At 47.2% G+C, this 24769-nt stretch carries 23 protein-coding genes and 1 pseudogene; 21 read left to right on the forward strand and 3 right to left on the reverse strand.

Going from position 1 to position 24769, the window contains the following annotated elements:
* Nucleotides 1-193 precede the first annotated feature (193 nt).
* From QMA13_RS08405 to QMA13_RS08430, 6 genes are all read left to right on the forward strand, one after another.
* Nucleotides 194-1360 carry a mandelate racemase/muconate lactonizing enzyme family protein gene (locus tag QMA13_RS08405; protein ID WP_282940838.1) on the forward strand — a complete coding sequence of 389 codons (1167 nt, stop codon included), beginning with the start codon at nt 194-196 and terminating at the stop codon, nt 1358-1360.
* A 29-nt stretch (nt 1361-1389) separates the two neighbouring features.
* Nucleotides 1390-2214: a transporter substrate-binding domain-containing protein gene (locus tag QMA13_RS08410; RefSeq protein WP_282940840.1), complete on the forward strand. Its 825-nt coding sequence runs from the start codon at nt 1390-1392 to the stop codon at nt 2212-2214.
* Between the two features lie 67 nt (nt 2215-2281).
* Nucleotides 2282-2953 (forward strand): amino acid ABC transporter permease, encoded by a 672-nt coding sequence (locus QMA13_RS08415; protein WP_282940841.1) that lies wholly within the window; start codon nt 2282-2284, stop codon nt 2951-2953.
* Between the two features lie 5 nt (nt 2954-2958).
* Entirely contained in the window at nt 2959-3606 is a 648-nt protein-coding gene (locus tag QMA13_RS08420) for an amino acid ABC transporter permease (RefSeq protein WP_282940843.1), read from the forward strand.
* Entirely contained in the window at nt 3603-4331 is a 729-nt protein-coding gene (locus QMA13_RS08425) for an amino acid ABC transporter ATP-binding protein (RefSeq protein WP_282940845.1), read from the forward strand. Before QMA13_RS08420 ends, QMA13_RS08425 begins: the two co-directional genes overlap by 4 nt.
* Before the next feature lie 14 nt (nt 4332-4345).
* Nucleotides 4346-5101 (forward strand): HAD family hydrolase, encoded by a 756-nt coding sequence (locus QMA13_RS08430; RefSeq protein WP_282940846.1) that lies wholly within the window; start codon nt 4346-4348, stop codon nt 5099-5101.
* A 184-nt stretch (nt 5102-5285) separates the two neighbouring features.
* Here QMA13_RS08430 and QMA13_RS08435 read toward each other — a convergent pair whose 3' ends face one another.
* A complete protein-coding gene (locus QMA13_RS08435; RefSeq protein WP_282940848.1) occupies nt 5286-5771 on the reverse strand; it encodes a hypothetical protein in 486 nt (161 codons plus the stop codon).
* A gap of 67 nt (nt 5772-5838) precedes the next feature.
* Entirely contained in the window at nt 5839-6492 is a 654-nt protein-coding gene (locus QMA13_RS08440) for a TetR/AcrR family transcriptional regulator (protein ID WP_282940849.1), read from the reverse strand.
* A 162-nt stretch (nt 6493-6654) separates the two neighbouring features.
* Between QMA13_RS08440 and QMA13_RS08445 the strand changes: the two genes are divergently transcribed.
* The 6 genes from QMA13_RS08445 (at nt 6655) to QMA13_RS08470 (ending at nt 11216) form a co-directional block, all read left to right on the forward strand.
* Nucleotides 6655-7242 (forward strand): sugar O-acetyltransferase, encoded by a 588-nt coding sequence (locus tag QMA13_RS08445; RefSeq protein WP_282940850.1) that lies wholly within the window; start codon nt 6655-6657, stop codon nt 7240-7242.
* 395 nt (nt 7243-7637) lie between these two features.
* Nucleotides 7638-8105, forward strand: a complete 468-nt coding sequence (locus QMA13_RS08450) for an EAL domain-containing protein (protein ID WP_282943338.1) — start codon at nt 7638-7640, stop codon at nt 8103-8105.
* A complete protein-coding gene (locus tag QMA13_RS08455; RefSeq protein ID WP_282943340.1) occupies nt 8096-8368 on the forward strand; it encodes an EAL domain-containing protein in 273 nt (90 codons plus the stop codon). The genes QMA13_RS08450 and QMA13_RS08455 overlap by 10 nt, the downstream gene beginning before the upstream one ends.
* Nucleotides 8369-8380: 12 nt before the next feature.
* Nucleotides 8381-8734 carry a hypothetical protein gene (locus tag QMA13_RS08460; RefSeq protein ID WP_282940852.1) on the forward strand — a complete coding sequence of 118 codons (354 nt, stop codon included), beginning with the start codon at nt 8381-8383 and terminating at the stop codon, nt 8732-8734.
* Nucleotides 8735-8748: 14 nt separating this feature from the next.
* On the forward strand, nt 8749-9522 hold the full coding sequence (locus tag QMA13_RS08465; RefSeq protein ID WP_282940854.1) for a diguanylate cyclase domain-containing protein: 774 nt from the start codon (nt 8749-8751) through the stop codon (nt 9520-9522).
* 182 nt (nt 9523-9704) lie between these two features.
* Nucleotides 9705-11216 carry a sulfatase family protein gene (locus tag QMA13_RS08470; RefSeq protein ID WP_282940855.1) on the forward strand — a complete coding sequence of 504 codons (1512 nt, stop codon included), beginning with the start codon at nt 9705-9707 and terminating at the stop codon, nt 11214-11216.
* Here QMA13_RS08470 and QMA13_RS08475 read toward each other — a convergent pair.
* Nucleotides 11213-12076: an AraC family transcriptional regulator gene (locus tag QMA13_RS08475; protein WP_282940857.1), complete on the reverse strand. Its 864-nt coding sequence runs from the start codon at nt 12074-12076 to the stop codon at nt 11213-11215. The genes QMA13_RS08470 and QMA13_RS08475 overlap by 4 nt on opposite strands.
* Nucleotides 12077-12277: 201 nt before the next feature.
* Between QMA13_RS08475 and QMA13_RS08480 the strand changes: the two genes are divergently transcribed.
* From QMA13_RS08480 to QMA13_RS08520, 9 genes and pseudogenes are all read left to right on the forward strand, one after another.
* Nucleotides 12278-13456 carry an ROK family transcriptional regulator gene (locus QMA13_RS08480; RefSeq protein ID WP_282940858.1) on the forward strand — a complete coding sequence of 393 codons (1179 nt, stop codon included), beginning with the start codon at nt 12278-12280 and terminating at the stop codon, nt 13454-13456.
* A 301-nt stretch (nt 13457-13757) separates the two neighbouring features.
* Nucleotides 13758-14909 (forward strand): extracellular solute-binding protein, encoded by a 1152-nt coding sequence (locus QMA13_RS08485; protein WP_282940860.1) that lies wholly within the window; start codon nt 13758-13760, stop codon nt 14907-14909.
* A gap of 165 nt (nt 14910-15074) precedes the next feature.
* The gene (locus tag QMA13_RS08490) at nt 15075-16157 is read left to right on the forward strand and encodes an ABC transporter ATP-binding protein (RefSeq protein ID WP_282940862.1); all 1083 of its coding nucleotides are present in this window, start codon (nt 15075-15077) and stop codon (nt 16155-16157) included.
* 12 nt (nt 16158-16169) lie between these two features.
* A complete protein-coding gene (locus QMA13_RS08495; RefSeq protein WP_282940864.1) occupies nt 16170-17903 on the forward strand; it encodes an ABC transporter permease in 1734 nt (577 codons plus the stop codon).
* 173 nt (nt 17904-18076) lie between these two features.
* Nucleotides 18077-20622: pseudogene (locus QMA13_RS08500) on the forward strand (NEW3 domain-containing protein).
* Between the two features lie 78 nt (nt 20623-20700).
* A complete protein-coding gene (locus QMA13_RS08505) occupies nt 20701-21477 on the forward strand; it encodes a creatininase family protein (protein WP_282940866.1) in 777 nt (258 codons plus the stop codon).
* Nucleotides 21446-22972, forward strand: coding sequence for an argininosuccinate lyase (argH, locus tag QMA13_RS08510; RefSeq protein ID WP_481858147.1), 1527 nt, complete (start codon nt 21446-21448; stop codon nt 22970-22972). The genes QMA13_RS08505 and argH overlap by 32 nt, the downstream gene beginning before the upstream one ends.
* Nucleotides 22972-23970, forward strand: coding sequence for a BadF/BadG/BcrA/BcrD ATPase family protein (locus QMA13_RS08515; protein ID WP_282943342.1), 999 nt, complete (start codon nt 22972-22974; stop codon nt 23968-23970). Before argH ends, QMA13_RS08515 begins: the two co-directional genes overlap by 1 nt.
* Before the next feature lie 30 nt (nt 23971-24000).
* Nucleotides 24001-24759, forward strand: a complete 759-nt coding sequence (locus tag QMA13_RS08520; protein ID WP_282940868.1) for a PIG-L deacetylase family protein — start codon at nt 24001-24003, stop codon at nt 24757-24759.
* The last annotated feature ends 10 nt before the right edge of the window (nt 24760-24769 follow it).

Genomic DNA, 24769 nt, shown 5'->3' on the forward strand with positions numbered 1-24769 from the left:
TATCATTATACATGGTTATGGCAAAATAACAAATAACGTTTTTGTTAATGTCATTGTTGACAATTAAAAAAGCGCGATGGTACAATCCGTTCATAGGCGTTCCCTACTATATTTTTACATGCATCGTGAAAATAATAGGGGCGCTGCGCCTTATGGCGCAAAATAAACCCTAATCCATGCGGGAGGTAGAAACATGAAAATTATTGACGTAATGACAACACAAGTACAGATTCCATTTCGTAAACCGGCGAAATGGTCGGGAGGGACAAGAAGAAGCGCTCCGGCTCTACTCGTTAAACTAATTACAGACGAGGGAATATTCGGTATCGGGGAATGTGTAGGGCCAACCATACCAACGATTCAAACCATTGTTGAGAAGGAGTTCAAGCCTTTCCTTATAGGCTGCGATCCGATGCGAACCGAGTGGATTCTTCACCGATTAGAGGAATATACGCTCAATTGGAAGCAATTGGGGCTGTATGCTTTGGCGGGAATCGATATTGCCCTGCTGGATCTCAAAGCCAAGGTACTGCAAACTCCATTATATAACTTGCTGGGCGGGATGTATCGCAGCCGCGTTGACTTTGCAGGTTATTTGTTTATTGACGAGCCGCTCGCCAATGCCAAAGACGCGGAGGAAATCGTACAGCAGGGGTACAAAGAAATCAAGATCAAGGTAGGGCGCGATGTCGAATTCGATACGGCGAGATTAAAGGAAATTCGTGCTGCTGTCGGCCCGAACGTCAAGCTAAGAATTGATGTCAATCAGAATTGGAGTGTGTCCACGGCTATCAAGGCAATTAATAAGATGGAGAAATACGATTTGCAATTGGTGGAGCAGCCTACTCCGTATTATGATATCGAGGGTCTGGCGCAGGTCAGCAAATCCGTGTCCGTACCCATCACTGCGGATGAGTCCTGCACGGATTTTGAAAGCGCTATGAAACTAATTGATCAACGTGCCGTTGCTGCATTCACTGTGTATCCTTCCGAGGCAGGGGGCTTGCTGAAAGCCAAGCAAATTGTCGATTTGGCCAATGAAAACGGAATTTGGTGCGTTACGGGAACTTGGGCTGAGACAGGTATTGCAACCATGGCCAATGTCCATCTGATAGCCTCGTCCCGAAACTTTCCATTTGCCAACGATACGCACTACGATTACTATCACAGCGATGTTTTAACAGAGAACCTGTCCTTCAGTAACGGACAAATGGTTGTTCCGAACAAGCCAGGTTTAGGCGTAGACTTGAGCGAGGAGCGTTTGGCCGCACTTTCGAAGGAAGAAGTTCGTGAGATGGTATTCTATGATTCACAACAGCAAGACGATGAATTTATTCCTCGTATCGGAAATCTTCTATAAATCTTCATGGTGGAAGTGAGGGGCTCTATATGAAAAAATTTCATATTGGTATATGGATAGTCTTGTCTTCACTAATCCTTGCAGTCACAGGGTGCTCTTTCACAGGAACCGCCAATACGAGCAACAGCGTAGAAAGTTCCATTTTATCGAAGGTTATTCAATCCAAAAAATTAAAGGTAGGAGTCATTCTCTCGTACCCGCCGTTTGGTTCTAAAGACAACCAAGGCAATCCTCAAGGCTATGACGTAGACATTGCCAAGGAATTGGCAAAATCGCTTAATGCGGAGCTTGAGATCATCGACGTCGATTCGTCTGCGCGAATTCCGGCTCTTGAAACAGGTAAAGTAGATGCCGTTATAGGCAGTTTCTCGCGTACCTACGAACGATTGCAGAAGGTCAATGTTTCTGCGCCTTATTCTGCTGCCAGTGAGAAAATGCTGGTCAAGAAGGAGAGCTCGATTCATCAAGTCCCGGATCTAAACGATAAGAAGGTTGCCGTAGTAAAGGGTTCGACCAATCAAGCCGTTACGGAGCTTGCTCCCAAAGCACAGCTTGCCTATTTCTCGAATGCCGCGGAATGCGTTCTCGCGGTTAAAAATGGCCAAGCCGATGCGTTCGTTGAGGACGAGAGCTTCCTTGCTTACCAGGCCAAGCTTTACTCCGAGCTAAAAGTGGTCGGCGATCCGCTTGTGCCTACGCTTTATCAAGGCATAGCTGTCCGCAAAGGAGACCAGGACTGGTTGAATTACTTGAATTTCTTCGTATTCCAAATTAATAATCAAGGAACGAATAAAACGATATATACCAAGTGGTTCGGTATTAATCCTCCTTACCCGCTTAACCCGCAGTACTAGAACCAAGCATGAATGCGAGGCCTGCTGCCCCAAAAAGGCGGGCCTCTTATTGTAAGGAGGAAACCAGATGATATTCGATTGGTCTGTCCCCATCCGCAACCTGGATTATTTGGTGGGGGGAGCTGTTATGACCCTGTGGTTAACCGTTCTCGTTTTTGCTTTGTCTTTTGTTCTCGGGGTTATCTTGGCGGTATGTCGGTTTAATAAACAAATCTATCCTGTCTACTTCGTTTCAACGATGTATGTGGAGTTAATTCGCAACACACCCGCTCTTGTCCAAGTCTTTTTTATTTATTTCGGTCTTCCCCAGTTCGGCATCCATTTTACGCCCATTGAAGCAGGCATTATAGCTTTGACCATCAACAATTCAGCTTATATGGCGGAGATTATAAGAGCCGGTATTCAATCGATATCCAAAGGGCAATGGGAAGCAAGTAAAGCTTTAGGGCTTACCTACACGCAAATGTTTAAATATGTCATTTTCCCGCAAGCATGCAAGCATATTTTTCCAGTCACCGCGAATCAGTTTATTATGGTTATCTTCAATACGAGTTTGCTCGCAATTCTTGACGTTAAAGAACTTACCGACCGAGCTTTAATATTGAACGGTCAGACATTCAGGACGTTAGAGATATTTGTTTTCGTTACCGGAATTTATTATGTGCTGTATTTTATAGTTTCCACGGTATTGCATTGGGCAAATCGCCGATTATTTCCTATTAAACGTGAAGTAAGGTGACAACTATGGATTGGAGCGTAATCTATGAGTACCGATATCTTTTATGGGACGGATTTATAGTAACTTGCAAGCTTTCCATTACAGCCATTGTTTTGGGTACACTAGCCGGATTGATAGTAAGCATGGCTAAGACTAGCGGGGCAAAGTGGTTAAAAGCCCCATTTGAAGCGTATATTCAACTGTTTCGTGGCTCGCCGCTTCTCATCCAGCTATTCATGTTTTATTTCGGTTTATCTTATGTTGGAGTAAATATTAATGTATTCGAAGCGACCACAATCGTATTTACTTTGTACTCAGGCGCATATATTGCCGAAATATTCAGAGCCGGAATAGAATCAATCCCCAAGGGGCAGTTCGAGGCAGCCAAGGCTCTTGGTTTCTCCTATCTTCTCCTCATGTCCAAAATCATACTTCCTCAAACTTTAAAGGTAGCCCTGCCGCCATTAATCGGATTTTATATCACACTAATCAAGGACACATCTATAGCATCCGTCGTCGGTTATGTGGAACTGTTAAATCAGGGAAAGGCGATTATGAATATTTCTGGCAAACCATTTGAAATTTTACTGTGCATATCTCTTGTATACTTTATCCTATGTTATCCGCTCTCTTTGTTTGTAACCTGGATGGAAAGGAGAATTTACATTAAATGATTTCATTACAACATCTGAACAAATCGTTCGGTCAGCTTAAAATTCTTCACGATGTATCCCTTCAAGTGAAACAAGGGGAAGTTGTGGTTGTCATCGGTCCGAGCGGCTCCGGTAAAAGCACCATGCTTCGTTGCATCAACCATTTGGAATCTATCGATTCGGGGGAGATTACTATAGAGGGGCTACCGGCAACAGGGAAGAAACGGACTATCAGGAGGATGGGAACGGAAGTGGGGATGGTTTTCCAATCATTCAATTTGTTTCCGCATTTAACCGTTTTTGATAATATTGCCTTAGGGCCCCGCCATGTACGTAAATTAAATCGAAAGCAAGAAAAGGAAATCGTCGAGAATCTTCTTATGAAGGTAGGCCTTCTCGATAAAAAAGACCGATACCCGGAGCAGCTGTCGGGCGGGCAGCAGCAGCGAATAGCCATTGCACGTGCACTGGCGATGCAACCTAAAGTGATGCTGTTCGATGAGCCTACTTCCGCCTTGGACCCTGAGCTGGTCGGTGAAGTTTTATCCGTCATGAAAGAACTGGCAAAGGAAGGCATGACGATGATTATAGTGACTCACGAAATGAATTTTGCCCGGGAAGTAGCCGATCGTGTTGTTGTAATGGCAGAAGGACGTATTATTGAGCAAGGTTCACCGGAGACCATCTTTACCCATCCGCAAAATGCCAGAACTCAAGAATTTCTTAAAGCAGTCATCCAACGATAGGAGGCAGTGATTGTATGAAGGTCACGGAATTACGTATTGGAACGCATAAAATTAAAGCTCAGGCGGTCGGTTTTGATAAGGATGGAACGTTATTCGACGCACTGAGCTATTGGAGATATATGGATCAGATCCGCAAAGAGCTGTTTTTGAACATCGTCGGTTCCGGCCATGAAAAAGCCTGGGAATCCATCATGGGTTTCATCCACCCCGATGCAATCAACTATAATGGTGTGCTGGCTGTGGCTACGACTGAGGAAGAAATCGTACTGGTTGCCGGTGTCATGTTCCAATTGTACGGCTGGCCCTGGTTTCAATGCAAGAAATTAGCCAGAGATTTATTCATAGAAGCCGATAAGAAGTTGGATTACAGCCAGGCTTTTGCCCCTGCTCCCGGCGTTCCGGATTTGCTTATGCAATTAAAGAGCGCTGACATGGAAGTGGGCATACTGACTTCGGACAGTTCGTTAAGAACAGAAGCTTGTATGGAGCTACTAGGCATGCATGGAGCTTTGGATTTTATCGTAACTCCTGAAAAAGTTGAGAATGGCAAACCGTCCCCCGATATGGTCTTATTAGCTTGCAAACAGTTGGGTATCGATCCGGGGAGTATGGTTGTTGTAGGCGATTCCATCGTGGATATGCGTATGGCCAAAGATGCGGGAAGCATTGCGGTAGGTCTGGTTACACATGAAGGGTCCGAAGACATATTAAGAGAAGAAGCGGATTATCTTATTCGCTCGTTAACGGAAATCGAGATTGTGTTCTCGTAATGATTATTCATAATGCAATAAAAAAAGCGGACCTCTGAATGATTTTCAAGGGTCCGCTTGTTTCTTATCGCCCACAAATATAAGTTTCCGGGTCTAACCCTAACCCTTGAGATGATTGACAATTTGTCTATTAATTCCGGAAGTGTTTATTAAGTCCATGGTGAGACTCTAAAAAACGGATTCATTAGTTTATTAATTGAACAAATTCCTCCGGATTGGATCGGATATACCCACTAATCCTCTCAATGCTTTCTGGAAGGAGGCTTTGAAATCTTGCAAATAGAGGGTGGAGACTTGCTTGAAGCTCCGTATTGTGTTCGGGTTGAATTCCCTTATCATGAGCTTCAAGAATCGTTTCCGATTCCTCCAGCAGTTGGATCAAGGAATATTCACTAAAGAATCGCAAACCGCTGATAACGCCAGACCAGTAACCTGGTTGCTCGATCAAGTACGATAACCAAGAGTAATAATCAACTGCTGAATTTTGTGCGGGATACAACAATCTGAACATAAACATAGCTTGTTGACTACGGTTAAGCTCGGTCATAATCTGAATTTTTTCAGATGGGTCACTTACTCGCATCTGCACAAGGGTCGGTTCCGTGCACCTAATAAAAAGCTCAGTACTACCTAATGAATTAAACTCCTGTTGCTCTATTTCCAATAACATAATATCACCCTCCTTATGACATCATATTTTTGATTGATTTATAAGTCAATATTAAAATCAAAAAAATTTATGGATGCTTAAATAAAGCAACGGACGACCCTACCACTTGATCCAAAACTTTTCTCAGTTGTTCCTTCAATTCTGCATCAGGGATTCCATGAGTGACAAGCTCTTGCCGCATTTGATCCAAATAATGCATCCCTTGAGAGACAGACCCCCAGAATTGCACAGCCATCAGGCTAGCGTCGCCTTGTTGAAGGGCACCTTGTCTGATCCCTTTTTCAATGGCTTGAGTCATAGGCTGCATAAAGCTTTTAACCCATTCGAACGGAGAAAATTCATCTGGGGAGTACAAGTGATGCAAATCCAAGCTAATCCGCGTATAAAAGCGAGGGATTGCCGGATTATCCAGTACACGCTCACAAACGATCCGGGTATAATTTTTAAACAAATCCAAATCCGGACTCTCATGCTCAAAATAGGACTTCGTAAATCGTTCGGACTCATCCATCATATATTCATATAGTTCACGGAACAAAGTTTTCTTGTTTTTGAAATAATAAAAAACCAGCCCATGGGCAAGACCGGATTGATCCGCTATATCTCCCATTTCAGATGCTGCATAGCCTTTATCGACATAAACGCGAAGAGCCGCCTGTAATATTTCTTGTTTCCGCTGTTGACGAATTTCTTCATTTTGTTCTTTAGTACGAGGAGACATGTCTTTATTCACCTTTTTATTTGACTTGTTTGGTGCAGCATAAGAATACAATTATGGGCCAGGGTAAGTCAACATTGCCCATTTTTCCCTCTGCACCAACTTGCGATATAATACAATCAAATTCAATTTCCTCAAAATCCCTACATAAAAGGAGAAATGATCATGACTGAAAAAGAAAAAGCGCAAAAAGGACTGCTGTACGATGCTAATAACGACAAGGCTTTAATAGAAGAGCGTCTTTATGCCAAGAGTATGTGCTATGAATACAATCAACTGCATCCGCAGAAGATGGAGGAGAGGACAGCACTGTTGAAAAAATTGCTCGGGAAAACGTCAGAGCAGTTTCTTATCGAGCAGCCCTTTGTTTGCGATTATGGCTACAATATCGAGATTGGTGATAATTTCTATATCAATCATAACAGTATCATGCTGGATGGGGCTAAAATTACTTTCGGCGACAATGTGTTTATCGCGCCAAATTGCGCCTTTTACACGGCGGGCCATCCGCTGGATGTGGAGCAGCGTAATCAGGGATTGGAATACGCCTACCCGATTACTGTTGGGAGCAACGTTTGGATCGGTGGTGGAGTAACAGTTCTGCCAGGCGTGACGATCGGGGATAACACTGTCATTGGCTCGGGAAGCGTGGTCACCAAGGATATTCCCGCTAATGTTATTGCCGTGGGCAACCCATGCCGTGTCATCCGAGAAATTACGGAAGCGGATAAAACCAAATATCGCAGGGATTGATAAATAGTCCGATTCACGTGGTAGAGCCATTGGGAGAGGTTGGTAGCCTTCCCCAAAGGCTCATAGGAAGCGACAACTTTCGCAGCATATAAATCTAGCAGCAGCAAGCCAAGCGGTCACCTCGTTTGGCTTGTTATTTTTTTGTGTATACGAACTTGGTCAATGAATAATTCTTTTTCAATATTTAATAGGTAATAGGAACTAGAGCGAAAAAAAGAAGATTTTGTCTTTTTTAGGGCGGTCTGACCTAACAATTGTAAAATTATTGTCGATTAATGTATACAATAGCTAGATTTGCAGGGAGAATTCATTTAAAATTGAATAATGTGTTTGTAAAATTATACAATTGTACAGCTCTATGAAGTACCTTTAATAGGAAGAAAGGAATATTGACAATGCAAGACTTAAAATCCGGTTACTCGTTCTCGCATGTATATCAGCCTATTGTCTATATGAACAATAGAGAGGTACTGGGATTCGAAGCACTGATTCGAAGCAACAGAGGAAATCCCGAGCAGTTGTTTGAGAAGGCACGTCAAGACGATAAACTGTTCGACCTGGATACGCAATCCGTTCTGGGAGCGGTAGAGCAGTGCAATGCAATGATGACTATGGCTAAGAAAAGTCAGCTGTTTGTTAACATATATCCGTCCACGCTGCTGCATCAAGATTTTACTTCCTTTCTGGATTTGCTTCTTCAACAGCGCACGAACCATGAACTGGACATCGTCTTTGAAATTAACGAAGCGATTGAAGAGTTTGATACATGGAAGGAATTGCTTGATCAAAATATATTAAAGCTGCTGCAAAAAAAGCTATTCTCATCGCTTTCGATGACGTTGGCGAAGGAGCCATTTCTTTAAAACAATTGGTAGACTTTGAGCCAGACTATATTAAATTGTCCAAATATTTTACTAACGGATTAGAGCATTCAAGAGGCAAACAGAAAGTCATCAAAATGCTAGCCGATTTTTGCGGCGAACAATCCAAACTCATAGTAGAGGGCATTGAGAACGAGCGGCAATTTGAAATCCTTGAGCAGCTGGGCGTCATTTATGGTCAAGGTTATTTATTTGCCAAGCCTCAGCCATTGGAAAATCTTATGTTCGCCAAATCCATTTTGTAAAGGGAGTTTACCATGAGCAATAAATTGAATTACTCTCGCAGAGCAAGCTTATCGATGAAATTAACCGAATTCGAAGTGCCTCCTATGCAGGATTTGCTGATTATCGGCAGGGGGGCTCCTATAGGCCCGGAGGCCGTGAGAAGAATGGCCGAAGCGTTATCGCCAGAGCAATTCTCGATACTTAAAGTAGATCATCCCAAGGTGGAAGCGGTTTTATTAAGAAAATCACTGCTTGAGATGTTGGATAAACAGATGCTTCTGGAGATCATACTCGGAGAGGCCGACAGGCTGATCAATGAGCAGATGGTATTGAAGGCGGAGTTGAACATTACGATATCCATTCAACGGGAGGTTGAACTTCAGTGAAGGTGGGGCAGATCATGTCGGAAAAAGTATGCTGCATCTCTTCCGGCAAAAGCGTGAGATACGCTGCATACCTGATGAATGAGCAAAAGATCGGGTCGCTGGTCGTTGTCGATGAAGAGGAAGTCGTAGGCATCATTACTTCTCGGGACATCCGTTCTGCACACCCTAATCGGATTGTTGCCGACGCGATGACACATAATCCGTTGGTAATATCTGAGACGGCCTTTATCGGAAATGCTCTGTATGCAATGGAACAGCACCATGTGGAGCGTCTTATCGTGAAGGACGGCAATGAGATGAAAGGCATTATAACCCGGGAAAGGCTCAGAAGCACGATAGGAAGCTATATTGATCAATCGACCCATTTGTACCGGTCCAAATACATAGAGTATATTTACGATTATCTGGCTAACGAGGGGACAGCGTTCTACTTGTTGTTTATCGATTTGAATGATTTCGGCAGCGTGAACAAAAAGTTCGGACATGCTGTCGGGGACGATCTGCTGATCCAATTTTCCGTACTGCTTAAGGAAGCAGCGCACGAACAGGATTACGTTTGCCGGTACGGTGGGGATGAGTTTGTTATCATTACGACAAGGAAGTATTCGGAGGTTCAGGAGCTTGTAGACCGATTGTCTCAGCCTATGAGCATGGATTCTCTGAGTTCATTCGCCATATCCGCTGCCATCGGAGTTTTGAGTGGGTATGACGATAACGGGATTGCACTGTCTTACCGGGAATGTCTCAGTAAAGCTAGCTTACAGTCCACGGAGAAAAAACAAAAATGACATTCAACAGAACGATACTATGGGAGGCTCGCTAATCTCTTTTGGAGAGGGATATGGCGAGTCTCTTTGATATGTGTAAAAGAGCAGACAAAATGACAATAGGATCATCCGACGAAATGCCATTTTCCAAGCGATCTTCGAACTGTATGATGAAATAAAACAAGCAGAAGAGAGGCTATCGGATGAAAAAACCAAATATTTTGCTCATCACAAGCGATCAGCAGCATTGGAACACGATTGGGGCACATAATCCTGAAATTCAAACCCCCAATCTGGATCGACTCGCTGCTCAGGGAACGATGTTCACAAGGGCGTATTGCCCTAATCCCACTTGTACGCCTACAAGGGCCTCTATCGTTACGGGGATGTATCCGAGTCAGCATGGAGCGTGGACGCTCGGCACTAAGCTGCTGGAGGATCGCCACACGGTAGGGGAAGATTTAATGGCCCATGGGTACAGAACGGCTTTGGTGGGAAAGGCGCACTTTCAACCATTGAAGGGAACGGAGGAATTTCCGTCTTTAGAAGCGTATCCTATCCTGCAGGACCTCGATTACTGGCGGGAATATAAAGAGACCTTCTACGGATTCGATCATGTGGAGCTTGCACGTAACCATACGAATGAAGCACATGTGGGACAGCATTATGCATTGTGGATGGAAGAGCAGGGATGTATGGAATGGCGCGATTATTTCCTGCCTCCGACTGGCAATATGGACCGCTCGATACAGCATACATGGCCCATTCCTGAGAAGTATCATTACGATAAATGGATAGCCGACAGAACGAACAACCTGTTGGAGCAATATAAGGAGGGCGACGAAAGCTTCTTCCTGTGGGCGAGCTTCTTCGATCCTCACCCGGATTATTTGGTTCCGGAGCCGTGGGATAAGATGTACGATCCGGAGAAGCTTACGCTGCCTCAAGCGGTGCCTGGAGAGCATGACAACAATCCTCCACATTTTAAGCTGACACAGGAGGCGCAAGCAGATTTCTCTGCGTGGAAGGAGTCAGGTTTCGACATTCACGGCTACCACTCGCATCAACGGTACAACGAGCAGGAGCAGCGGCGCAACATGGCGACATATTACGGAATGGTCTCCTTAATGGACAAGTATATTGGAAGTATTCTCGATAAGCTTGAAGTGCTGGGGCTGGCGGACAATACGATCGTCGTGTTCACGACCGATCACGGCCATATGTTCGGTCATCACGGCATGCACTTCAAGGGTGGCTTCCATTACGAGGATTTGATTAAGCTGCCGTTCATCGTTCGTTACCCTGGGAAGGTGCCAGCAGGACACACATCGTCGGCTATGCAGTCCTTGGTCGATTTGGCGCCGACTTTCCTTGCCTTCTGTGGCATTCCAGTTCCTCATGCAATGACCGGAGTCGATCAAAGCGCCGTCTGGCTTGGAGAATTAAGTGCCGCGCGAGATCACGTGCTGTGCGAATTTCATCATGAGCCGACCACTATTCACCAGAAAACTTTGGTGACGGAGAGATACAAAATCACGATCTATTATAACCAAACCTACGGAGAAATTTTTGATTTGATTGAAGACCCGCAGGAGCTGTACAACCGGTGGGACGATCCGCGGTTTGCACAGCTGAAGAGCGAGCTGCTGCTTCAGTACGCTTGGGCAGAGCTTGGCAAAGAATCGCTTCCAATGCCGCGTATTGCCCAAGCTTAAGATTGAGCTGTCGGCGTACCGATAGGGCTCTCCCGATAAACGCTTGGGGATATACCGTAGTAATTTTTAAAAGCTCTCGTAAACGAATACAGGTCCGGGTAGCCAAGCGTAAGCGCAATTTCCGTAACGGCTAGCGACGTAACACGAAGCAGCTGGGCCCCTTTGTCCATTCGCAGCTTTTGTAAATACTGCATGGGGGAGATGCCGATTCTCTTGGTGAATTGAGTGGAGTAGTAGGTCCGGTTCACTCCCGCGAATCGCGCTAGCTCTTCGATCTTCAAATGCTCGGTGTAGTGAAGCTGTAAATATTCGATGCTTTTGTCAAACCACTCTTGATCTGTCTGAACGATTGGAACGGCATTGAGCTGCGTAAGTCTGTCTAACAGTCGGTACAGCTCGGTTAGCTCTGTGAGTTCTTTGGTAGAAGACTGAGTTTGCAGGCTAAGGATGCGATGCAGGATTCCTTTGACCTTCGCATCAACGATTTTTTCCAAGTAGGGTGCAGCTTTGGTGATAGATAGCCGGTGAATAGCCTCCGATACTTGATCGCCTTCTAAGGCGAGCCATACCATTCGAAGAGGAACTGAGTTGGAACGCCTGCTGTACATGTATGAGGTGTAAGGAAACAGACAGAAGAGGTCGCCTTTCTTCAAGAAGACTTGCTTCTCGTCGTATTCCAGCGTTAGTTCTCCCTCTAGAATGAAATGGAGGCTGTGGCATTCAATGATTTTGGGTCCTATCCGGTAGTTGGGCTTGGCCTCATTTCGTCCGGCACGGACAATCCATATTCCGCCTTTTTGCTGCAGGGAGGAAGGAAGCTTCAGCCATATATCAGCGAATTCGTTTGCATATTCCTGCATTGAAGGACCCTCCGTTAATCTTCTTTCATTTAGCATACTACCAGACAAAATGACAATCAACCAAGACTGTGTAGCAGCGCGAACGTCCGACTTCAATCGGGCGTTTTTTTTCGGTCATAAGGCTTGATTCGGGCGCATAGATTAGGATCAAAGTCAGCCTTTGTTAATTATTTTAACTAATGAAGGGGGTGAACGTTACCATTGTTCGGTCGGGGACAGACAGGAAATACCAAGCTGGTCAAACAGCTCAATCGGGAAGGCATCCTTCATCAACTGAAAGAAAAAGCGCCGTTATCGAGAGCCGATTTGGCCAAACTGACAGAATTGAGCCGACCGTGCGTTTCTGCGTTAGTGGATGAGATGATTCGCGAGGGATTGGTTCATGAGGTTGGGGTCGGGCAGTCCAAGGGCGGGCGCAAGCCGATTTTGCTGGAATACAATTCTCAAGCCTTTGGCGTAGTAGGGGCAGTATTTGAAGGAAGCTCCATACAGCTGGCTATTGCTGATTTGAAAGGCGAGGTGCAGTTCCAATACAAAACGCGGTTTACACAGCCACTGGATGGGGTAATGGCGATTGAAGGTGTAGAACGAGGGCTTGCTGTGCTGCTCAAGCAAAGCGGCTTTGATAAGAGCAGGCTGCTCGGTATTGGTTTAGGCTTGCCGGGCATTACCCAGCGAAGGGAAGGTACGGTAAGCTATGCCCCGAGTACGGGGTGGATGGGGCTGCCGGTTCAAAAGGAAATTGAGGAACGGCTCGGCCTTCCGGTCGTTATCGACAATGATGTTAATTTAATGACCCTAGGGGAGTTTTACAAGGGTGCAGGTGTGGGCTGCTCCAACTTGGTTTTCATGTATGTGGGCACGGGAATCGGTGCTGGCATTATGATTGACGGGCAAAGCTATCGAGGAGCGATGGAGGCAAGCGGCGAGATCGGCTACATGATGATCGGACCCATTGGAAAGCGGGGGCGAGGGGAGTTCGGTGTATTCGAGAACAATTACTCAGAGCCTGCGATACGAAAAAAAGCCAGATCATTCCTCCCAGAAGCAGACGATAGCAGCAAGAGCATCATGACGCAGCTTATCGAGCATGCGCGTCAAGGCCAGGCAGCTGCGAAAGGACTGCTCGATGATGTGTACCGGCACTGGGCATATGGAATTGCCAATATTGCCAGTGTGATGGACCCGCAGCTGCTCATTTTAAGCGGCGAAATGGTCCATATCGGAGAAGATGGTGTTCAATCGATGCTTCGTCTGCTCGCGGAATGGGTGCCTTTTGTGCCTCGAATCAAAATGGCTTCTTTGGGTGATCAAGCGGGTATCATCGGTGCCGTTCATTGCGCTTTGGAAGCCTTTCCATCGCGATTGAAAGGAAAATAGAAAATAGTAATGTAAGAAAAACTTGTGAAGGTTTGTTCAGCTGGTGAGAAAATAACGCCCCAAAAAATAGGATTGGAAGTAGGTGGGGTGTCCCCTGGAGGAGCGATAGCGTCCGCCTTTGTTATCGGGAAGCTACTGCTATAAGCAGATTAATTCAAAGTTTCCCGATAACAACAGCGGCTGGAAGGGGATACCCCACCGGAGTACCATGTCCTACATTTTTGAAATTAGTTTTTCTCAATAGCCTCTCGCTTACGAAGCAAGTTTTTCCTACAGAAAAACTCTAAGGAGGAATTATCCAATGAAACAATGGTTAGGCAAAAGGGGTTCATGGTTTACCAGCCTGGCTCTCAGCATCGTAATGCTGGGAACCACAGCTTGCAGCGGCGGGGCAGCGCCGACGGCTACTCAGAAGCCTACGGCTACTCAGAAGCCTACGGCGGAAGCGCCGAAGGCGACAGAGGCACCTAAGCCTAGCGCCACGCCGAAGCCACCAGAGAAACAAAAGCTCGTCATTTATACTGCGAGAGATAAAAATGTCGTTGACGAAATTATCCCTAAATTCAAAGAGAAAAATCCGAACATCGATGTAGAGGTTCTCACCATGGGAGCTCAACAAATATTGGAGCGGGTACGTGCGGAGAAAGCGAACTCACAAGCCGATTTCTGGTGGGGCGGCACGCAATCGGCCTTGATGACCGCAGCGAACGAAGGGCTGCTGGAAAGTGTCAAACCGAGCTTTGCGGATAATGTGCCAGCCTTGTATAAAGACGCTCAAGACCGTTGGTATGGGGAAATGCTGCTTCCTGAGGTCATCATGTACAATTCCAAAGCGCTGAAAAAAGAAGATGCGCCCAAAGATTGGGACGATCTGCTGGATGCCAAATATAAAGGAAAAATCATCATTCGCGGCGTGTTAGCTTCCGGAACGATGAGAACGATATATTCGGCCATGATATTCCGTCAGGATGCCGCAGATCCGAAAAAAGGCTACGACTGGCTGAAAAAGCTTGATGTGAATACAAAGGAATACGCTCAGGACCCTACGAACCTGTACCTGAAGCTGGCGAGGGAAGAAGGTACGCTGTCACTATGGAACCTTCAGGACATCATGATTCAGAAAGAGCTTCAAAAGCAGCCGTTCGATTTCATCTATCCGGCGAGCGGAGCTCCGGTACTCGTAGACGGTGTCGGTGTCGTCAAAGGCGCCAAAAATATGGATGCGGCGAAGAAATTCTATGAATTCCTCTTCGACTCCAAGCTGCGCGTCGAGCTGGCGGAGAAGCTATACCAAATTCCTACTCGTACGGACATTAGCAAAGATACGCTACCAGCGTGGCTGAAGGGCATTGAGCTGAAGCCGATGAATCTGGATTGGACTATAATGGCGAACAAAGAAATGGATTGGATGCAGTACTGGGATGAGAACATCAAAGGTAAAGGCGCTAAGTAATAAGAACTGCTTATTAGTAACAGATATTGACGGACATTATGTATAATCCATCTGCCGGCGGGGGATTCAATGATCCCTCGCCACGGATGTCCTAACCAAAAAACTATTGCGTCTCAGGCACACGCAGCTCAGCTCCGCCTGATCAATAAGGGAGGGGAACCCCGCTTGATAGATGTCACATTGGATCATGTCAGTAAGCAATTTGGTCAAGTTAAAGGCGTTGAAGATATTCATATTCATATTAAGCCTGGGGAGTTTTTCACGTTTCTCGGTCCGAGCGGATGCGGCAAAACGACGACGCTCCGAATGATCGCCGGATTTTATTATCCGAGCGCAGGCCGTATCGTGTTTGGACAGCATAATGTGACGAACTTGCCTCCGAACAAACGAAATACCGGCATGGTGTTTCAAAATTATGCTTTATTTCCCCATATGACGGTATTTGAAAATATTGCTTTCGGCCTTCAAGTGAGAAAAGTACCGAAGCCTGAATTGGTGCAAAGAGTAGAGCGCGCGCAGCGGATGGTACATCTAGAAGGATACGGTCAGCGCCGGATCGACCAACTCTCAGGCGGTCAGCAACAGCGGGTTGCCTTGGCAAGAGCGCTTGTGATTGAACCGCAAATCTTACTGCTGGATGAACCGTTATCCAATTTGGATGCGAAGCTTAGGGAAGAGACGCGTTTGGAAATCAAGAGACTCCAGTTGGAGCTTGGTATTACCACCATATATGTCACACACGATCAGGCGGAGGCTATGGCGATGTCGGATCGGATTATGGTTATGCAGGGTGGTGTAGTCCAGCAGATCGGAAGTCCTGAGGAAATATATAATCGTCCCTTGAACAGGTTCGTCGCTTCGTTCATTGGCGAATCGAATTTATGGGAAGGTACGATCGAGCGGATCGAAGGGGATGTGGCTTTCGCACGCTTCGGTCCAGATATAGTACTTAGCGGCTTTATACACAACGCCTCTCCTGAATGCAAGCTGGAGATTGGTTCCAGGATTACCGTGTCGATACGACCTGAATCCGTCATGGAGGCGCAGCCCTCTGAACCTAGCGAGAACAATGTGGTTCGAGGGACGGTGACGATTTCTGAATTTACAGGAGTCAGCGTCAACTATTTAACGCAAATTGGTGAAGCCTCTCTGAAGGCTATGTTTGTGAACATCGGGCATCGAGTTCGTCAACGTGGTGAAGAAATCTTCTTTCATATTCCACAATCCAGTATTTATTTCTTAGGTTAGATAGGGGGACGAATGATGAACAATGCTAGACCATCCGAATCCCCGTCCATACGCCCATGGACCTCTATAACGTCGTCGCGATATTTCATATATGTCCTGGTAGCTCCCTTGTTTCTCGTGCTGCTGGCTTATGTGGTGTACCCGTTGTTCCAGACCTTTGTTCAAAGCATTGAAGTGAAGGACCAGTTCTCGTTAAAAAACTATGCCAAATTTTTCAGCTTGGAGCACACATCCAATTTGGAAGCGCTGTGGACCAGTATTTACATTTCGGTGCTAAGCGTCATTACTTGCGCCATTGTGGGAGTGGCTATGGCTTTCCTGCTCGAGCGTTACGAATTTCCAGGACGTAAAATACTGACGGTATTAGCGATGGTTCCTATGGCGCTGCCGCCACTGGTTGGGGTTCTGTCCTTTACCTTTTTGTATGGAGAGAGCGGAATTATTCCCCGATCATTGAAGCTGCTGCTTCAAATGGATCATGTTCCCTTTTCGTTAAAAGGCATCTGGGGCGTTCTGATGGTCCATACGTTCACGATGTACACATACTTTTATATGACAGCTTCTGCGGCAATCAAAGGGCTCGACCCCTCACTGGAGGAAGCTGCATCCAGCCTTGGGGCAGGGCGGCTGTACGTATGGAGGCGCGTCATACTGCCTATGCTTACGCCGGCGATGGTCGCTTCTTCGCTGCTCGTCTTTATGATCTCGATGGCATCCTACACGGCACCGCTAATATTCGGTATCGAGCGAACAATGACCATGCAAATTTATTTATCTCGAACCAATGGGAATTTGGATATGGCGGCGACGCAGTCCACCATATTAACGATCGTCTCGATCCTGTTTCTCATGATCATGAGGTGGTATCAAAATCTACGCAACTATCAAAATATGAGCAAGGGCGTCAGCGTTCACCGAACAGAGGTAAAGAGCGCTGCCGGTAAATACGTTTCTATGATCCTCTCGTTCATCGGAGTCGTTATTTTGCTGCTTCCTATTCTGGTTCTGGTGCTGATTTCATTCTCTAAAGACGCAACCTGGACGACGCAAATCCTGCCTCCTGAATATACGGCGAATCATTATGTGAAGCTGTTTACGGACAGCAAGACATGGAGACCTATCGGCAACAGCTTCAAGATGAGCTTCATCGCCACCATCGGCAATGTCATCTTCGGTGTGGCGGCGGCCTATGCGATGGTAAGGATGAAGTTTAGAGGGAAGACACTGCTCGACGTGCTCATTATGCTTCCTTGGGCATTGCCTGGTACGGTCGTAGGGGTGAACTTGATCGCAGCCTTCAGCCAGCCGTCCGTATTCAGCTTCAATCAGGTGCTGATCGGCAGCTTCTGGATTTTGCCGCTTGCTTATTTTGTCCGGCACCTGCCCTTGGTGTTTCGTTCGACGTCGGCTACCTTGATGCAGATGGACGGCTCAGTGGAAGAAGCCGCACGTAATCTTGGAGCATCCTGGTGGTACAGCTTTCGTAGGGTGGTGTTTCCTATGGCTTTAAGCGGAGTGCTTGTAGGGACGCTGCTTGCATTTGTTCAAGGGATCGGTGAATTCGTTTCTTCCATCCTCTTGTTCACGACGAGAACAGCACCGATATCGGTTGAAATTTTCCAGCGGATGTATTCTTTTGAGTTTGGCACTGCTTGCGCTTATGGAGTCTTGCAAATTTTATTGATCGTGATCGTGCTGTTCATTTCCAGAAAAATTTCAGGTGATACGACGACCACAGCAGTATAACTCAACGGATAGCTTTAGGATACGCTGCTTGCACCTACCAAAGATCGTGGATGCGCGTTACTTCTGAAGAGCTTGGTGTTCGGTCATTTCGTGGGAAACCCACGTGACATATACAGCGGGAACTTGGCCAATTCCTGCGGTAAGAACAGTTGAAGACAAAAGGAGGAGTTAGCTTGAAACGAGGGAAGTCAACATCGAAATGGTTGGCGACGCTAACAAGCGTTGCCGTAGCGGGAGGTCTGCTGTTTCCGGCGGCACAACCTGCTCAAGCAGATCGAGGTGTGGTGGATCTATGGAAATCGATCAAGCCTTTAACGACGATTGCAAGCGCCATGAATACGGGGGCTCACCCCGATGACGAGCACAGTGCGACACTTGCTTATTTGTCACTGGGTCAAGGCGTGAATACGTTCAGTATTATCGCTAACCGAGGCGAAGGCGGACAGAACGAGATCGGCAGCGAGCTTGGTAACGCACTTGGCATTATTCGTACCCGCGAGCTTCAGGAAGCCTCCAAGGTAACGAATATTACCTTAAGCATGCTGAGTGAGGACATTAACGACCCGATCTATGACTTCGGATTCTCCAAGAGCCCGGATGAGACTTTGCAAAAATGGGGCGAATCCATAGCCTATGAACGCCTGATCCGCAAAATTCGCGAGGACCGTCCGGATATCGTCTATCCATCCTTCCTGAATGAGGATTCGACCCATGGACATCATCGAGCGATCAATGTCATTACGGTCAAAGCATTCAAGGATGCTGCAGATCCTAACGTGTTCCCTGAGCATTTGCAAAAAGGTCTTCAGCCATGGCAGGTGAAGAAGCTTTACGTACCGGGAACTGCTAAGGATTACAATGTAGTCGTGCCTGTCAGCGAGTACAATGAGATTTACGGGGCATCCTATTTGCAGCTTGGGGAAGAGTCGCGGTTTATGCACAAAAGCCAAGGCATGGGACGCGTGTATGATGAAGGCGCTGCAACCCCAGACCTGTTCGGCAATTATTACAAGCTTCTATCGACTACAGTGAAAATGCCAGATAAAGAATCCGGATTTTTCGACGGTATCGCTTATACGTATGAAGACTTGGCCAAAGAAGTGGACGCCAAGGCCAAAGATCAGAAAATAGCGAAGGATCTGCGTGTTCTGCAAAAGGATTCCGAACAGGTGATTGCGGCCTATCCGAAATTTGCTGCCGTAACGAAAGAGGTTCATGGAATGAAGGCGGATCTGCAGACAGCGATTGCGGATCTGAATGCTTCAAGTCTCGATAAAGCAACCAAAACAGATCTGATGTATCGCTTGAAGGTGAAGGATGAGCAGCTGAATAAAGCCAGTATGGAAGCAACTTCCGTTGTAGCTAAGGTGAAGCCGGCTACAGGCGAGCTGGTGGCAGGGCAAACGACGAAGGTCACAGTCACGGCCTTTAATGGCGGTAACGTGGAATTGAAAAAATTAATCTGGCTCTGAACGTTCCTGATGGCTGGACAGCCAAAGCAGCAGGCAGCACAAGCTTCGATCGTCTAGGGAACAATCAGACGGTATCGGCGACATACGATGTAACGCTTCCTGCAAATGCAGCTAAATTTAAACCTTATGCGCCATCCGTACTTAGTGCCAATGTCGAGTATCAGGCATACGATACGGTCACAAAGCTGAAGGTTACGCCTCAAAACACCGTTGCCGTGTTACCGCCATACTCCATGTCTCTTAACCCAAGTGCAACCGTGTTGAACACGTTAAAAACCGATGAAGCCATCCCTGTAAAAGTCACGGTTCGCAATTATACCCCTGGAGCGTCTAAAGCTTCGATTTCGTTGAATGTGCCGAAAGGCTGGACGGTAGAGCCAGCAGTAGAGGAGCTGACCTTCGCATCCAAGGGAGAAACGAAGTCCGTAGCGTTCTCGGTCAAAGGGTCTTCGACCGTTACGCCTGGCAGCTACACGGTATCGGCTGTTGCACAGAATGGCAGTGTGGTAAGCAAAGAGGGAGCTCAGGTCATTGAGTACCCGCATATTGGCAGAACGTATATGGTTCAACCAGCAGAGCTGCAAATTCAGGCCTTTGATCTGGCTGTGCCGGAAAATCTGAAGGTCGGTTATGTATCCAGTGGTTTTGATAATATCGATCAATATTTGAGTCAGGTCGGTGTTCATGTCGAAAAGCTGGAAGCGAAAGATATTCAATACGGCGATTTATCGAAATATGACACCATTGTACTTGGTATTCGCGCCTATGCTTTCCGTCCAGAACTGATCCCGAGCAATCAGCGCCTGCTCAGCTATGTTCAGAATGGAGGCAATCTTGTAGTGCAGTATCACAAGCCGGAAGATAAGTGGACACCAGATCTAGCTCCTTACCCGATTACTATTGGTTCTCCGTTAATTCAATGGCGGGTAACCGATGAGGATTCCAAAGTTACGACGCTTGCACCGGATCACCCGATGTTCAATTATCCGAACAAAATTACCGATGCAGACTGGGATCACTGGATACAAGACCGTTCGGCTTACAATCCGTCCCAATGGGGTAAGGAGTACACCGAATTGATCTCTAATGGTGATCCAGGGGAAAAACCATTCACAGGCACGTTCCTAACAGCGCCATACGGAAAAGGCGTTTATACTTATAGCTCAATTGTCTGGTATCGCGAAATTCCAAGTCTGGTTCCTGGTTCCATCCGGATGTTCGTTAATATGATCAGTCAAAAGCAGTAAGCTGGTATCACAGCCGGGGAACGCTTTCGCAGCGTTCTCCGGGATTTGAATAACCGATACGGGAGTTGAATGTGCCTTATGCACGCAATCCATGTTCATGGTCGGGATATCGAGCAGGTAAAGAAAAAGGTGCAATTTGCCGTGCTGCCTCTAGGATCGATAGAATATCACGGACCTCATTCGCCTTTGAGTACGGATATCATCTTGGCAAACGGCTTTGCCGAAAGGATCGAGGAGACGCTAGAGCCCTTGCTGTATCCCGTTATTCCTTACACGGCCTGCCCAGGGAAAACCCGTCACTATCCTGGGACGATCTCCATAAGACCGTCTGTGTTTATCGATTATATGATGGATGTCGTTGAAGGCATATGTGAATTAGGGATAAGGAATATTGTGCTGCTGAATGCTCATGATGCCAATATGGGACCGTCTCGAACCGTTGCGGAGGCCGTTACTGGTAAATATGCTGACGCTCGTTTTCTGCTTATTAACTGGTGGCAGATGGTATCGTTGGAAAGCGCGGAACGCAAGGGGATTTTTCATGGGACCGCTGGGAGAGGTCATGGAGGTCCATATGAAATGTCCGCCGTAAAAGCGTTTCGACCTGATTTGGTTCATGTGAAGGAATCGGACTTGTCTCTATATGCAAGCCAGCCCCTATCATCTCTACCTTATGTACTGGTGGAAGGATCACCTGATGGATGGGACGGATATACGGGAGATATTCAACAAACCTCGTTGGAAGCGGGGCAGTGGATTGTAGAGGAAGCGGCTAACAACATGAATGAGCTGCTGAAGAACTGGTTGGGCACGATAAAAGGGAATGGAGAGGGTGAGCAGCGTGGGATTTCGTGAAGAGTTGTTGAGAGTAGAAGGAGCTTCATTTCCCGGCAAGACCTATGCGGAGGTTGTTTTGGAGCCTGCATTTAACGAAGCGAAGAATCAGCTGCTGGATCCTATGATGGCTATAAATAAAGCTCATTTGATCATGTTGAAGGAAAGAGGGCTTGTAAAGGAAGAACAAGCGCAACAGATTGCGAAGGCAATCAGCGCTTTGGATTTGGAGGCGCTCAGAAGCTCGAGCTACACCGGACAGTTTGAGGATTTATTCTTTCAGGTGGAGCATCAGCTGCTTGAACATGCAGGCGATATTGCTGGCAATCTGCATTTGGCCCGAAGCCGCAATGATATGGGCATCGCGATTTACCGTATGGTGCTGAGAGAGAAGCTATCGGTGACGCTAAGCTCGGCACTTCATTTGATGGAGCATCTACTCGCCTTTGCGGAAGAGCATGCAGAAACGGTCATGATAGGCTATACCCATACGCAGCAAGCCCAGCCCACTACGATGGCGCATTATATGATGGCTGTAGTCGATTCCTTAGGCAGGGACATTCGCAGGCTAACGGCCGCATATACGAACTGCAATCGCAGCAGCATGGGATCGGCTGCGCTTACTACCTCTGGCTTTGCTATCAGCCGGGAACGGATGAAGGAATTACTGGCCTTCGACGAACTGATCGATAATTCCTACGACGCTATCGGCGGAGCGGATTATTTGGGGGAAGTGGCATCAGCGGTACAGATGGCGGCTATTAATTTAGGACGAGTCGTCCAGGATTTGTTGCTATGGTGCACCCAGGAATTTGCCGTATTAAAGGTCGGGGCTCCTTATGTTCAAATAAGCTCCATCATGCCGCAAAAACGGAACCCGGTATCACTCGAGCATATGCGCGCACTGTTGTCCAGCTGTGCCGGTAATGCGGGTACCGTGCTCACCATGATCCATAACACTCCGTTCGGAGATATCGTCGATACGGAGGATGATATGCAGCCTTATGCATGGAAGAGCTTGGACATGATGGACCGTATATATCGTCTGCTGGCAGCCGTCATCGGAACGATGGATGTGAATAAGGAAGTGCTTCGGAAGCGAACTGAAGGAAGTTTTGCAACGGTTACGGAGCTTGCCGATACGCTAGTTAGAACGGACGGCTTAACCTTCCGCAAAGCGCATCACATCGTAAGCGATGTTGTGCATAAAGCGCTGGCAGCCGGCTTGGCAGCTAATCAAATTACTTTATCGCTGGTTAATGAAGTAGCGATGGATGTCATCGGGCGTAAGGTCTCGATGGATGAGAAGACACTGCTTCAAGCGTTGGATCCCGTTCATTTCATTGCGATCCGAGATTTGCCGGGCGGACCAAGCCCTAAGGAAGTGAAACGGATGATCGAGCTTCGCAAGCAGCAGCGTGCTTCCGATCTCCAGTGGGTGCAGCAGGTCAATGACTCAAGGCAGCGTGCTCAACAATATTTGGATGAAACTATACAAAGATGGAGCGAGACCTGATGGCGCGCCTACACATTCCTCTGCTGGCCGTCGACGGAGGTGGAACCAAGTGTCTTGCTGTGCTAATGGATACCAAGGGGACGTTGCTTGGACAAGGAAGAGCAGGCTCTTGCAACTATCAAGGTGTGGGTAAGGCTGCAGCGATTAAAGAGCTAAGATTAGGTATTCAAGGAGCGATCTCGGATTTCATGGAGCGAAACGGTCCCCATGAGGAGCCGGCAGAAATCGATATTGAGAGTGCAGTTATGGGCATTGCCGGATTGGACACGGCATATGATAGAAGCATCATCGTAGAGCTGGTACACCAGGCGCTCGAACCGCTGCCTATTCATATCCGGAAGCTGATTGTGGAGAATGACGGATTTGCTGCGCTGGCAGGGGCGACGGATGGAAGTCCGGGCGTTCTCGCTATTGCCGGAACCGGGTCCATTGTGTTCGGGATCAATGAGGAAGGCTTGACGGCAAGGGCCGGTGGGTGGGGGCATCGTGTTGGGGATGAAGGCAGCGGATATTGGATTGGCAAGCAGGCTATCATGGCAGCGTTAAGAGCATATGATGGCAGGGGCGAAACTACCCAATTAGGCGGTTGGATCGTACCGTACCTAGGCTTGCTCGATGAGGAGGAGCTCTTTAACTGGACCTATGGACCGGATTATTCGGTGGAAAAAGTGGGCGAGCTTTCCCGGTTGGTCAGCCAGGCTGCAGCAGCTGGAGATGAGCAGGCTAAGCATATTTTGGCTCTGGCAGCAGAAGAGCTTTTTCAAGGCATTCGGGCCGTTGTAGATCGCCTTGGCATGAAGCACAAACCGTTTCTGCTTATTTTGCAGGGCGGCGTGCTGCAAAATGACAGCCTTGTCCGTCAAATGCTGACTCGCAAATTTGAAAACCTGGCACCCTATGCTAGACTTGACGATGCGAGGGGGGAACCGATTGATGGGGTTACGGCAATGGGCTTGTCTCTATTGAATTCCGCTTCACGCAGGGAGGCGGAAGGCTAGCTATTATTGATGGCGGGGAGTTGGATAAGAATGAAGCAACAATGGTTATTCGTCTACGCCCATCCTGACGATGAATCCTTCGCAGCCGGAGGAACCATTGCCAAGGCACATCATCATGGTTATGAGGTATCCTTGATTTGTGCTACTTCGGGATGCAAGGGAAAATCCGGCACGTTCCAATTCAGCTGCCGTGAAGAGTTAGCGAAGCACCGCGAAGAGGAGTTGAGGAAAGCATGCTCCTTTCTAGGTGTACACAACCTGATACTATACCGTCATAAGGACGGCTTCTTGATGGATCTGGACAGCGATCAGCTTGCGCGCCAAATTTGCGAGACCCTACTGGAGCTAAAGCCGCAGGTCATCATTTCATTTCCGCCGGACGGAGTTACGGGACATCCGGATCATATCGCCATTTCGAGGGCTACAGAGAAAGCCGTCATCCTGGCGGAAGCTCAGTATCCCCCGGGGGCTTGCCCCCAGTTCTACTATAATTCGATTCCTAATTATTACGATCACTGTCCGGATTCCGGACCAAAGAACCGCTGCTGCATTACAAGCAAGATCGATATCAGCCCTTATCGAACGATGAAAGGCCAGGCGCTTCAGGCTTATCAAAGTCAGGTGTATTCCGTGAACCGGGCTTATCCCGGTGTCATGCAGGGAGATTACTCCGTCATTGGAAACTTCGAATATTACACATTGGCGCGTGCCAATGGTCAGACCATAGAGCCGTCAACGGCAAAGGATTTGGAGCATTTACCGACCATGGAGCTTGGATACAAATTATGATTGCGATAGG

Origin of the sequence: Paenibacillus sp. RC67, from assembly GCF_030020805.1 — a bacterium.
Lineage (GTDB): Bacteria > Bacillota > Bacilli > Paenibacillales > NBRC-103111 > Paenibacillus_S.